Origin of the sequence: Arthrobacter ruber (genome assembly GCF_002954225.1) — a bacterium.
Lineage (GTDB): Bacteria > Actinomycetota > Actinomycetes > Actinomycetales > Micrococcaceae > Arthrobacter_D > Arthrobacter_D ruber.
In genome coordinates this window covers 1-12,201 of sequence record NZ_PPTH01000007.1, presented here as the reverse complement: position 1 = coordinate 12,201, position 12,201 = coordinate 1, and the positions used below count along the sequence as shown (strand labels likewise).

13 protein-coding genes and 1 pseudogene are annotated in these 12,201 nt (G+C 67.6%); 1 reads left to right on the top strand and 13 read right to left on the bottom strand.

Annotated features, from left to right (window positions below):
• Window positions 1–42: 42 nt before the first annotated feature.
• The 13 genes from CI785_RS00585 to CI785_RS00525 form a co-directional block, all read right to left on the bottom strand.
• Window positions 43–417 (bottom strand): hypothetical protein, encoded by a 375-nt coding sequence (locus tag CI785_RS00585; RefSeq protein WP_105030167.1) that lies wholly within the window; start codon window positions 415–417, stop codon window positions 43–45.
• A complete protein-coding gene (smpB, locus tag CI785_RS00580; RefSeq protein ID WP_105030166.1) occupies window positions 414–887 on the bottom strand; it encodes an SsrA-binding protein SmpB in 474 nt (157 codons plus the stop codon). The genes CI785_RS00585 and smpB overlap by 4 nt, the downstream gene beginning before the upstream one ends.
• 71 nt (window positions 888–958) lie before the next feature.
• Window positions 959–2,557, bottom strand: coding sequence for a peptidoglycan DD-metalloendopeptidase family protein (locus CI785_RS00575; RefSeq protein WP_338064863.1), 1,599 nt, complete (start codon window positions 2,555–2,557; stop codon window positions 959–961).
• Window positions 2,558–3,472, bottom strand: coding sequence for a permease-like cell division protein FtsX (gene ftsX, locus CI785_RS00570; RefSeq protein ID WP_105030165.1), 915 nt, complete (start codon window positions 3,470–3,472; stop codon window positions 2,558–2,560).
• Entirely contained in the window at window positions 3,469–4,173 is a 705-nt protein-coding gene (gene ftsE, locus CI785_RS00565) for a cell division ATP-binding protein FtsE (protein WP_105030201.1), read from the bottom strand. The genes ftsX and ftsE overlap by 4 nt, the downstream gene beginning before the upstream one ends.
• Before the next feature lie 171 nt (window positions 4,174–4,344).
• Entirely contained in the window at window positions 4,345–5,460 is a 1,116-nt protein-coding gene (gene prfB / locus CI785_RS00560; protein ID WP_105030164.1) for a peptide chain release factor 2, read from the bottom strand.
• An 88-nt stretch (window positions 5,461–5,548) separates the two neighbouring features.
• The gene (locus tag CI785_RS00555; protein ID WP_105030163.1) at window positions 5,549–6,088 is read right to left on the bottom strand and encodes a pilus assembly protein TadG-related protein; all 540 of its coding nucleotides are present in this window, start codon (window positions 6,086–6,088) and stop codon (window positions 5,549–5,551) included.
• The gene (locus CI785_RS00550; RefSeq protein ID WP_105030200.1) at window positions 6,088–6,501 is read right to left on the bottom strand and encodes a hypothetical protein; all 414 of its coding nucleotides are present in this window, start codon (window positions 6,499–6,501) and stop codon (window positions 6,088–6,090) included. Before CI785_RS00550 ends, CI785_RS00555 begins: the two co-directional genes overlap by 1 nt.
• Window positions 6,502–6,592: 91 nt before the next feature.
• Window positions 6,593–6,988 (bottom strand): TadE family protein, encoded by a 396-nt coding sequence (locus tag CI785_RS00545; protein WP_240614917.1) that lies wholly within the window; start codon window positions 6,986–6,988, stop codon window positions 6,593–6,595.
• A gap of 18 nt (window positions 6,989–7,006) precedes the next feature.
• Entirely contained in the window at window positions 7,007–7,213 is a 207-nt protein-coding gene (locus CI785_RS00540) for a hypothetical protein (protein ID WP_240614922.1), read from the bottom strand.
• A gap of 36 nt (window positions 7,214–7,249) precedes the next feature.
• Complete coding sequence (locus tag CI785_RS00535; protein ID WP_105030160.1) at window positions 7,250–8,191, bottom strand: type II secretion system F family protein; 942 nt, start codon at window positions 8,189–8,191, stop codon at window positions 7,250–7,252.
• On the bottom strand, window positions 8,188–9,045 hold the full coding sequence (locus CI785_RS00530; RefSeq protein WP_105030159.1) for a type II secretion system F family protein: 858 nt from the start codon (window positions 9,043–9,045) through the stop codon (window positions 8,188–8,190). Before CI785_RS00530 ends, CI785_RS00535 begins: the two co-directional genes overlap by 4 nt.
• Window positions 9,042–10,268 carry a TadA family conjugal transfer-associated ATPase gene (locus CI785_RS00525; protein WP_105030158.1) on the bottom strand — a complete coding sequence of 409 codons (1,227 nt, stop codon included), beginning with the start codon at window positions 10,266–10,268 and terminating at the stop codon, window positions 9,042–9,044. Before CI785_RS00525 ends, CI785_RS00530 begins: the two co-directional genes overlap by 4 nt.
• A 610-nt stretch (window positions 10,269–10,878) precedes the next feature.
• On the opposite strand from CI785_RS00525, the pseudogene CI785_RS17400 reads away from it, so the two are divergent.
• Window positions 10,879–12,201: pseudogene (locus CI785_RS17400) on the top strand (hypothetical protein); the annotation flags it as partial.

The following is a 12,201-nucleotide window of genomic DNA, read 5'->3' as shown; positions in this document are numbered from 1 at the left end:
GCCCTGCCGTAGGGGCTTCGCTCCCGGAGGACGAGGGCGGGCCTACCGCGTGAGCGTGAGGCCCAGGATGACGATCGGCGCCTGCCAGAGCCGGACGACGACGAAGGCGAGGGTCACGAAGGCGATCCCGAGGGCTGCGAGGGCGGTGGTCGCCGCCTGCTTCCGGCGGAAGCTCCACCAGAAGATGGCGACATTCAGGACCAGCAGCACGGGTGAGATCCAGACGAGCAGCTGTGCGAAGTAGACGTAGACCAGGAAGACGAACGGGATCAGCGAGAGGATGCCGACCGGCACCACCACGAGCAGCAGGATCAGATCGACGAGCGCACCCACCGTCACCCACCACGGACGCCGGTACGCCAGTTCGGAGGCCTCGGGCTCCTCTTCCTCCTGGGCTTCCCAGAAGACGTCGCTCACGCGCCGAGGTTCTTCTCGCGCATTGCGCGCAGCGCCTCCCTGTTGTCCTGCTTCTCCCGCAGTGTCTGGCGCTTGTCGTAGTCGCGCTTGCCCCGGGCCACCGCGATCTCCACCTTGGCCCTGCCGTTGAGGAAGTACAGCTGGAGGGGCACGAGGGTGAACCCGGACTCACGGATCTTCTGGGAGATCTTCGTCAGTTCCTCGCGGTGCAGGAGCAGCTTCCGCCTGCGCCGGGCGGCGTGGTTGGTCCAGCTGCCCTGCGAGTACTCGGAGATGTGGATGCCCTCGAGCCAGAGCTCGTCACCGTAGAAGATCGCGTAGCCGTCGATGAGCGAGGCGCGCCCAGCACGCAGGGATTTCACCTCGGTACCCATGAGCGCGATGCCGGCCTCGTAGGTGTCGAGCACGGCGTAGTCGTGGAAGGCCTTCCGATTGGTGGCCACTACTTTCCGGCCACTTTCCTTCGGCACGGCGACTCTCCTTCTTGCGGCACTGCTGCGGACGGCGGTCCGCGGGTGGACAGTGCCTTCCATCCTACGACCTAGAACAATCCGATCGGGTCCACGAGCGTGCCGTTGAGCATCGTCTCGAAGTGCAGATGGCAGCCCTGCGAGTTCCCCGTGGTGCCCGTATGACCGATGAGCTGACCCGCGCTCACGCGCTGGCCCGCCGAGACCAGGAAGCTCGTGAGGTGGTAGTAGTTGGTCGCGAGCGCGTTGCCCCCCACCACGCCGTGGCTGATGACGATCCGGTTCCCGGCACCCGGAAGGACGTTCGAGTCCGCGTACCAGACCTCCCCCGCCGCCGGCGCGTAGAGCGGGGTCCCGCAGCCCACGCCGTAGTCGATGCCGGTGTGCACGTAACCGCCGGTGCCGTTGAAATCGATGGTGCCGACCGGCGTCGCGCGCCACCCGAAGCCGGAACTGATCGGCGCGTTCACCGGGGCGCGCAGGCCGAACGCACTGGGACCGGAGGGCGCCGACACGGGTGCCGGTGCAGGTGCAGGCGGGATCACGGGCGCCACGGGCGCGACCACCCGGGGTTGCACGGGGGCCGGAGCCGGGCGATTGGCCGCCGCGGCCTCGGCTTCGCGTCGCGCCGTCTCCGCGGCGGCGGCAGCCTGGGCTTCCGCCTGGAGTCGGGCCTGCTCTGCCGCGGCCGCCGCCTCCGCCTCGGCGCGCAGGCGCTCCTGCTCGGCCTTCTGCCGCTCCTGCTCGGCTTTCTGCCGCGCCTCCTCCGCCTTGCGGGCTTCCTCGATCATGCGGCGCTGGCGCTCGGCGATGTCGGCGTTGACCTGCTGCTGGGCCGCCTCGACGCCGGCGAGTTTCGCCTCGATGACAGGCTTCTGCTCCTGCAGCTTGGCGGACAGCGCCGAGGTGTCGGCCACGAGCCTGTCCACCTTGCCCTTCTCGGCGGCGGCCGTGTCGCGTGCCGACTGCTCGGCCGCGAGGGCGGCGTCGGCCTTCTCCTTCAGCCTGGTGATCTCGGCCTCGACGGCGACCAGGCGTGCCTGGCTGTTCGCGTTGGTCGCGTTCTGCTCCGACAGCCGCTCCATCGCGGCGTTCTGGCTGCGCAGGGCCTGGTCCACCATATCCATCGACTCCGTGAAGTCCTCGACGTTCTCGGCGCCCATGAGCAGGGACACGTTCGTGGGGACCCCACCGCTCTTGTACGCCTCCGTGGCGATCCGGCCGATCACCTCCCGGGTCTCGTCCATCTTCTGCTGGTCGGAGCGCAGTTCCTCGGCGATCTTGTTCCGGGTCTCCTGCGCGAGGTCCACGCGGACCGCGAGGGCCTCGGCGTCGTTCGCGGCCGTGTCGACCCTGCCCTGCGCGTCGGCGAGCGACTGCTGGGCGGCGGGCAGCTGGCCCTGATAGGTCCTCAGTGCTCCGATGGTCTCCGCGATGTCGGAGTCGAGGTACTCCATGGACTGCTGGACCTCGGCCACCTCGTTCTCGAGGGCGCTCTTGCGGTCCTCGAGCTCGTCCGCGACCACGGGCGTGCTGAAACCGAGGGCGAGTGCGACGACGAGGGCGATGGAGCTGCCCGCCGTACCGCGGACCACGAAGGCCCGCCTGTCCTGTCGGGCCCACCAAGTTTTTGCCGGGCGCACCCGTCCCGTGGCAATCAGCGGCATCATCTAGACCTTCACGTATCGACGGAGGGTGAGCAGGGAGGAGAGTCCTGCGAGGACTGCCCCGAGCAGGACCAGTGCCGGGACGAGGATCAGGACCTGCTGGGACGAGATGAACGCCGTCTGCGGGAAGGTCTTCACGAGCCATCCGTCGATCAGGAAGCGCGAGGCGCCCCACAGCGTGGCCGACGCGAGGACCGCGCCGATGACGGCGGCGATCACGCCCTCCAGGATGAACGGCAGCTGGATGACCGCCTTCGAGGCTCCCACGAGCCGCATGATCCCAGTCTCCCTGCGCCGGCTGAAGGCCGAGAGGCGGATGGTCGTCGCGATCAGCAGGATGGCGCAGAACGTCATGATGCCCGCGATCACGAGCGCGACGACGGAAGCCCAGTTCATGTAGCGGAAGATCGCCTCGAGGAAGTCCCGCTGGTCGCTGACCGCCTCCACGCCCGGTTCCGAGGAGAAGGCCTCGTTGATGACCTCGTACTTCTCGGCGTCGACGAGGCTGACGCGGAAGGACTCGGGGAGCTGGTCCGCGGTGACCGAGTCGACGATGGGCGAGTTGGCGAACTGGTCGCGGAAGTGGCCCAGCGCCTCCTCCTGCGACTCGTAGGTCACGGTGTCGACGTAGGGGGCGAACTGCTCGGACTCGAGCCTGGCCTGGATCGCCGCCCGCTGATCCTCCGTCACGGGCCCCGCGGCACAGCTCGTCTCCGAGGAGTTGTCGACGCAGAGGTAGATGGTCACCTGGACGCGGTCGTACCAGTAACCCTTCATCTGCCCGATCTGCAGCTGGAAGAGGCCCGCGGCTCCCACGAAGGTGAGGGAGATGAAGGTCACGAGGATCACGGAGGTGACCATGGACAGGTTGCGGCGGATGCCCGAACCGATCTCGGACAGGATGAACGCTAGCCTCACCCGGCCATCGCCCCTGCCTCGCCCACGTAGATGCCCTGGGCGTCGTCGCGCACCACGGAGCCGCTACGGAGTTCGACGACGCGCTTGCGCATCGTGTTGACGATGTCGTCGTCGTGCGTGGCCATGACCACCGTGGTGCCGTTCTGGTTGATCCTGTCGAGGACCTTCATGATGCCCATGGAGGTGGTCGGGTCGAGGTTGCCGGTGGGTTCGTCGGCGAGCAGGATGCCGGGTCGGTTGACGATCGCGCGCGCGATCGCGACGCGCTGCTGCTCGCCGCCGGAGAGTTCGTGCGGCATGCGGTTGTTCTTGCCCTCGAGGCCCACGGTCGCGAGGACGTCGGGGACCGTCTCCCGGATGACAGCGCGGCTCCTGCCGATCACCTGCATCGCGAACGCCACGTTGGAGAAGACGGTCTTGTTCGGCAGCAGGCGGAAGTCCTGGAACACGACACCGATCCCGCGGCGGAGGCGGGGCACGCGCCAGCTCGGGATGTTGGCGACGTTCTGGCCGGCCACGTAGACCGCGCCCCGCGACACCCGGTCCTCCTTGAGCACCAGGCGGATGAAGGTCGACTTGCCGGAGCCCGAGGCGCCCACGAGGAAGACGAACTCGCCGCGGTCCACGTCGAGCGAGACGGCATCCAGGGCAGGGTGCGACTGCTGGTCGTAGGTCTTCGTGACGTTGTCGAATCTGATCATGATCACTCTTCGCCCATGACGTGCGCCGGGCGCGGGCATTTGCTGGGGGAAGGGAGCCGCGGCTCCTCGACTATAACGACCACCCCATGCGACGCCCACTACCCCCGGAGGTGTGTCGCACGCAAGGGCCGGAGCACAAGACGAGTGCTCCGGCCCTGTATTCGCGTAGTCCTACGCGACGTCGTTGCGGTTGTTCGTCCGCCAGCGGATGCCGGCATCGATGAAGTCGTCGATCTCGCCGTCGAACACCGAGGAGGTGTTGCCGACCTCGTGGTTGGTCCGGAGGTCCTTGACCATCTGGTACGGATTGAGCACGTAGGACCGCATCTGGTCACCCCAGGACGCCTTGACGTCACCGGCGAACGCCTTCTTCTCCGCGTCCTCCTGCTCCTTCTTCAGCAGCAGGAGCCGGGACTGGAGCACGCGCATCGCGGCGGCGCGGTTCTGGATCTGCGACTTCTCGTTCTGCATGGACACCACCACTCCTGTGGGCAGGTGGGTCAGGCGGACGGCGGAGTCGGTGGTGTTGACCGACTGCCCGCCCGGTCCGGACGAACGGAACACGTCGACGCGGATCTCGTTGTCCGGCACCTCGATCACATCCGTCTGCTCGATGAGCGGGATGACCTCGACGGCGGCGAAGGACGTCTGCCGGCGGCCCTGGTTGTCGAAGGGACTGATGCGCACGAGGCGGTGGGTCCCGGCCTCGACGGACAGCGTGCCGAACGCATAGGGCGCCTTCACCTCGAACGTGGCCGACTTCAGGCCCGCCTCCTCGGCGTAGGAGGTGTCGAGGACCTGCGTCGGGTAGCCGTGGCGCTCGGCCCAGCGCAGGTACATGCGCAGGAGCATCTCGGCGAAGTCGGCGGCGTCCACTCCCCCGGCGCCGGAGCGGATGGTGACCACGGCCTCGCGCTCGTCCCACTCGCCCGCCAGCAACGTCACGATCTCGAGGTCGTCGAGGGACTTGCCGAGCGAGATCAGTTCCTTCTCTGCCTCGGCGAGGGAGTCCTCGTCGGCCTCGTCCTCGGCGAGCTCCACGAGCACCTCGAGGTCGTCGATGCGGCTCTCGAGGGTTTCGAGGCGTTCGAGCGCGGACTGCCGGTGGGACAGCTTCGAGGTCACCTTCTGCGCCGCGGCGGGATCGTCCCAGAGGTCCGGTGCGCCGGCTTCCTCGCTCAGTTCGTCGATGTCCTTCCGGATGCCCTCGACGTCGGAGACCTGCTCGATGGACTGGTACTTGGCCCGGAGGGCGCGGATCTCTGCGGGAAAATCAGTGGCTGCCATGGTCCTTCCAGCCTACGTCATCGATTCGGCGGGGCCGCGAGCGTCGAGGTTCCCCTGGCGCATCGACGCTTCGGCTACCGAAGCGGCGTCAGCGGGTCAGTTCGGCGCGGGCATCGGCCCGGGCCACGATCGGGATGCCCGCGGGGACGAGGACGTTGACGATCGGCGGGCGCACGACGGCGGCGAGGACCACCCGGGCCGTCCGTCCGTCGGGTGCACCGGTGGCCGGGTCGATGGAGAGCTGCTGGAACCGGCCCTCGGCGCCGACCGCGGCGAGGTAGCCGGCAGCGGCGTCCTCGACGCCCGAGTCCTGCAGCATCGGAAGGGGGCCCGCCGCGCCCTGCACGCCGGTCCCGACATCGATGCTGTAGCTGTCAGCAGCTGCGAGCGCGGCGCCGTCGGCCGCCGACAGCAGCTTCTTGTGCTCGATGTAGACGGCGGATACAGCCAGCACGACGGTGACGACGAGCAGGGAGATCAGCAGGTACCCGATGACGAGGACGCCGACCTGTCCCTCCTCCCGGCGTCCGGCCCGCGTCCCGCTCGAGGGTTCCGCGTCCAGTACCGAGTTCGGTCCTCGCTGCCCGGACCGCCCGCGCGTCGGTCCAGAGGCGCCCGTCGTCTGCATCAGCCGAACCGTTCGACGATCTGGGCGGATTCGGCATCGACGGTCGCCGCTGACGGGTAGGAACCTGCGACGGCGGGAATCAGAGGAAGGGGCACCTCGAGACGTACGACCACGGTCACACGTGAGCCTGGTGTCAGGCATTCCGCGCTGCACATGATCTCCACGGCCGCCTGCTCCTCGGTGAATCCGAAATCCGAGAGCGCGAGGCGCACGGCCTGCCGGGCCCTTGCGTCCGCCTCCTGCCGGGTCGGTGCGTCCACGTAGACCTTTGCGGCCTGATCGGCCGCACCGACCACGGCGAAGGAGCCGGCCTGTACTTGCCCGACGGTCAGCACCAGGTAGACGACGGGCACCAGGAGCAGGACTCCCAGGAAGACGAACTCGACGACGGCGCTGCCGCGCTCGCTGCCCACGCCGCGCCACACGGGCGGCCACCGCCCGACGCGTGGGCCTCGCCCCGCGTCATCCCCGTTAGAACAGTCGCGGGCCGGCGGGTCCCACCCGTCACGACCGGAGGGCGGCATGGCCGCGCACCTCCATGACGCCCGCGGGACCGATGAGGCCGATGACGGGTAGCGGTGCACTGACGATCACCTCGAGCGTCCGGACACCTCCGACCGTGCTCTCGCGGACGGAGATGTCGGAACCGTAGGAATCGGCGAGGGAACCCCGGATCAGTTCCTCGGCGCGCAGCACCGCGTCCTGTGGACCGCGGTCCGCGAGCGTGCCGTACCGGGCTCCCGAGGAGGCGGCGTCGATCAGGGTATTGCGCACATGGAGGACGAGCGTCAGCTGGATGATCGCGATGAAGATGACGGTCAGGAGGCCGCCGATCAGCGCGAAGTCGACGACGGCGGCGCCTTCCTCCCTGTCGCGATAGTGCCCGTCCCGCGCCGGCATTCCTGCGCCCTGCATCGCCTAGGGCGAGACCTGGTCGATCGCCTGATTGAACAGGCCCTCGAGGGCCGGGCCCGCGATCGCGAGCAGCGCGGCGACGAGGACCGCCGACATGAGGGTGATCATGACCCACCCGGGCACGTCTCCCCGTTCGGGGTCGTCCGGGGCTCCTCTCCGCTCCGTGGTCGTCGCGAGGAGAAACAGGATGATGCGGTGCAGGTAGGCCATGATTCTCATGAGTTCCCCCTTATATAAGGTGCGTGGTCAGAAGCCGAGGTTGATCAGGGCGATGCCGGGATAGACGGCGAACAGGACGGTCAGGGGAAGGACGCCGAAGACCAACGGCACCATCATCGCGATCTCCTTCCTGCCCGCGGATTCCATCAGTTCCCGCTTTGCCAGGTCGCGGACGTCCTGCGCCTGGGCGCGCAGGACGTCCGCCAGCGGGGTTCCCCGTTGAACGGCAACCGTGATGCCGTCCACGAACCGCGCCAGCGGGGCCAGGCGTGTCCGGTTCGAGAACTCCTGCAGGGCCTCCACGAGAGGCTTACCGGCCCGGGTAGCGGCAAGGACGAGGGCGAACTCCCCCGCCAGCTCTCCGGTCGCGGTCCGGCAGATGCGTTCGAGGGCGCCCGTCGTACTCTCACCGGCGGACACCGCGAGCGCCATCAACTCGGCGAGACTCGGGAACTCGGCCAGCATGCGGGCCTCCCGACGACGGATGTCGGTAGAGAGGACATACTCGCGAGCGATGAAGCCCATGACGGCGCATCCGAGGATGATGACGACGGCCAGGGCCACGTTGACCGAACCGGACGCGGCCAGCAGCACCATGACCAGCGTGGACCCGGCGAGCCCTCCCGCGGCCCAGAGCAGCTGCTGGGCCCTGAAGTCCGTGGTGGACTGGCCGCGACCCGCCTGCGCGAGCCTGCGCGCGAGCGAGGCGGCGGCCGGGTTGAAGCGGTGCGACCATCGCACCGCGTCCATGAGGAGAGGTCGCAGGATGCGTTCGAGGGGGCCGAACGGCGTGACGTTGGCAGGGGCGTCCGCGAGCAGCCGGGACCGGACGTCCACGGCGCGCAGTTGGGGTGCGATGCGCTGGGTGAGGGTCACCGGCCGCATCACCGGCAGCCGGACGAACACCAGCCACAGCCCCACTCCTAGAAAGAGGCCGGACAGTGCTGCCAGGGCCGTGGCTGGAGTCATCGGAGGACCCTCGCGTCCTCGGGCAGCGCACCGATGCGCAGCATGACCCGATAGCAGACCACGGAGATCAGGAGCCCGCCGAGCAGGACGACAGCACCTCCCGGGGAGTTGTAGGCGCGCACGGCCTCCGGGCGGGTCGCCAGGAGGAGCAGCACGATCCAGGGTGCGGCCACGGCCAGCCGGGCCGCGTTGATCGTCCACGACTGCCTGGCTTCGAGTTCACTGCGGGTCCGAGCCGCGTCCCGTAGGAATTCGGACAGCGTCCCGAGGAGCTTGCCCAGATCCGACCCACCTACCTCGCGTGTCATCCGCAGTGCTTCGACGATGCGATCGGCGACCGGATCCGCCAGGCGCTCCTTGAGCTGGTTGAGAGCATCATCGAAGCGCCCTCCCGCCCGGTAGTCCACACCGAAGGCGCGGAAGGCACTGCGCAGCTCCACCGGCCCCTTCTCCCCGAGCTGGATGAGCGCTTCCGGCAGGGAGAGCCCGGCGCGGATGGCGGACCGGAGGTGATCCACGACATCGGGCCACAGTTCACGAAGCGAGGCAGTACGTCTGGCGGCACGCCACCGGACGACCGAGAAGGGCAGGAACCCGCCGAAGAGTGCGAAGCACAGCGCGATCGGCGCGGATCCCGTCAGCACGAAACCGATGAGCAGGACGACGACTCCCACGGCCCCGCACGAGGCGAGCAGACCGTTCGCCGAGACGCGCTCCACCCCGGCGCGCAGGAGAAGGTCCTCGAACAGCCGTCGTCGTGCCGGCACCCTGCGCCGCACGGCCGGGCGCTCCCAACAGGACTCCCAGACGAGGAAGAGGCCCGCGCCGAGGGCGACTCCGAGCGCGGTGCTCACGCGCGGGCTCCGAGCAGGGACGCGACGTCGACGCCGGCGGCCGCGAACTTCTCCTCCGCAGGCATACCGCTGGCAGTCACCTCCAGGGTTCCATCGATTTGGCGGAACACGTGGGAGGACTCGATGACGCCGTTTTCCACGCGCCGCCCCAGCGCCATGATCTCCGTGACCATGCGCCGGCCTCCCGGAAGTCGTGCGCAGTGGACCACGAGGTCTACACAGGACGCGACGGTCGGCACCACGAAGCTGCTCGAGATGTTCTCACCCGCCAGGAGGGGCAGCGTGCAGATCTTCGTGACGGCGTCATGCGCGCTGTTCGCATGGACACTGCACATACCTGGCAAACCACTGTTGAGCGCGATCAGCATGTCGAGGCTCTCCGCCTCCCGGACTTCACCGACGATCAGCCGGTCGGGGCGCATCCTGAGGGCTTCCTTCACGAGGCGGCGTAACGGGATCTCCCCGACACCTTCGAGATTGGGCTGCCGGCACTGGAGACCGACGACGTCGCGGAGGGGAAGCTGCAGTTCGAAGATCTCCTCGACCGTGATGACCCTTTCCCGGGGGCCGATGGACGCGCCGAGGCAATTGAGCATCGTCGTCTTTCCCGCCTGAGTAGCGCCGGAAACCAGGATATTGAGCCCGCTGGCGACGGCCGCTCCGAGGAACCGGGCCGCCTGGGGGCTGAGGGATCCCAGCTCCACGAGGTGCTCGAGCCGCGAGGCACGCGCGATGAACTTCCTGATGTTCACCGACCAGTGCTTGCGCGTCACGTCCGGGATCACCACATGAAGGCGCGATCCGTCGGGAAGTGAGGCATCGACGAACGGCGAGGAGAGGTCCAGGCGACGCCCGGAGGACTTCAGCATCTTCTCGACGAGGTCCCGTATCTGCTGGTCCGTCAGCGACAGAGCCGTGAGTTCGGATTCGCCGTTTCGCGCGATATACACCTCGGAGGGAGCGTTGATCCAGACCTCCTCGACGGTGGGGTCGTCGAGCAACGGCTGCAGAGCACCGAACCCGGCTACGGCGTCGTAGACCTGCTTGCGAGCGGTATCGAGTCTGCCCAGCGGCGGCAACACCCCCAGGACGGAGCGCTCCTCGTAGTCCGCCACGGCGTCGTCGACCAGGTGCTGGATCTCGATGACCTGCCGCGCTGGGTCGAGGCCGCGCCGACGGATGAGTTCGCGTACCTCCCCCTCGACCATGCGCACAGCATCCATCGACATCCCCCATTGGTGGTCGCCACGCTGCCATCGGCGCAGTGGCGGTGCCATAAGAGCCCCTGCCGCCCCTTACCATACTGAAGGAGATGCGGCCCGACCAGACCGCGGAGGGATCTGTGGACAACTGTCGGGTATACGGCGGCCACCTACCTGGCCCTCCCGCGCCCTGGCGACACGCCGGGCCAATAACCGGAATACGCGCAGGTTTTGCCTAAGATTCCACTTTCACTTCTGAAACGTTCGTCACATCTACATCACGTGGATAGTCTCGTCGGGATCTCACTTAGCTGGCTGAAATGCCCGGATCCCGCTGGAGAAACCCTTGACCTTGCCCTCCCCCGCCCGGCTCTTATGCGCCGCCCTACTGTCCTTCGGTCTCATGGGCAGTGCGGTTCCCGCTCTCGCACTCGACACGGCACCGACGGCGCCGACCACGTCTCCTAAGGCGACGCCTGCGCCGACGTCCGCACCGACGGCTCCGGCCACGTCGCCCGCCACCGCCGAACCGGCTCCTGCCGTTGCGACCGCCGACGCCCTTCCGACCGCGCCTGCGACCACTCCGGCACCGGCTGCTGAGGTACCGGCTCCAGATGAGATCACGTCCTTCGTGCCGGATCTCACCTGGAATCCGCTCGACGACCCGAATTCCAACGCCCGGTACGGGGAGCACTTCGCTCAGCCGATTACTCCCATGAAAGCGGCGTCGCCGCTCAGCCTGGACGGCAGCGAAGGCAACGCAGCCATCGCGCCGAGGTCCGGCACCTTCAAGGTCACCCTGGTCACCGTGCAACTGTCGGGGAAGTCAGTTGCAGATACCGATGCGATCAACATGGGTGCTGCGCGTAATTCGATCACGAGCGCCCACAACTACTGGAACTCTGCCTCTGCGGGGCGACTGTCCATGACGACGGTGAGCGAACGCCGCCATGTCTCCTCGGCCAAGATCACGGACTCCTACGGCACCATCATGGCGACCGTGACGAGGGAACTGGGCTGGCAGTACAAGCCATACGAGTCGCTGGTGGTCTTCGTGCCCCATGCCGATCTGAACTACAACGGCTCCTGGGGCATCCTGGGAGGGGGATTCACGGACAGCGCCACCAGCGGACGCGTGATCATGCCCTACCCGTCGGCACTCACGAACAACGTCGTGACGCATGAGTTCGGCCATGTGCTCGGTCTGCACCACGCGAACTCACTCGCCTGCAGCAACGCCCGCTCCGACGTACCCCGATCGGGTGCCTCCTGGGCCGATCCGGCCTGCTACTCGGCTGAATACAGCGACACCACGGACCTCATGGGGTACGCCCAAGTGAGCTCCCCCAGGATCAACGCGTTCCTCTGGGAGTACGGCGGATTCGGTCTTGGTAACGAGATACGCAATGTCGGTACGCCGAGCGGTCCGAGCCAGCACACCCTGAAGGCGTGGGCCGGCGCAGGTGCCGATCGTGCTATCAAATTCACCGACCCGGTAAGCAAGGAGGTTTACTACCTGGAGCTGCGCCTCCCTGTTGGCGATGACACAGTGTCGGCGAAGAACGGCAACAAGGGTGTCAAGATCACCAAGAAGGACATCCTCGGCTGGTCTGGAAATGCCTCGATCGTGCTGACCCCCAACAGCCGTAATTCAGGATGGGGAAATACCTCTCTGGCTTGGCAGGCTGGTCAGACTTTCACCACGCACGCAGGAACGAAGGTACGGATTGACTCCATTGGTATATCCGATGCTCGCGTCACCATCGAGCCTCTTCAGTCGGGGGCTGCGTTGGCGGGGTCGGCGATCGGTGCTGTGGCGGCGCGTACTCCTGAGCTCGGTGCCGCGACCTCGGGCGTGGTGTGCGGTCTCGTCGCGGGCGGCTGCTACCAGAACTTCCAGGGCGGAGCGGTCACCTGGACCGCTGGCTCCGGAGCCCACGCGACCATCAACGGC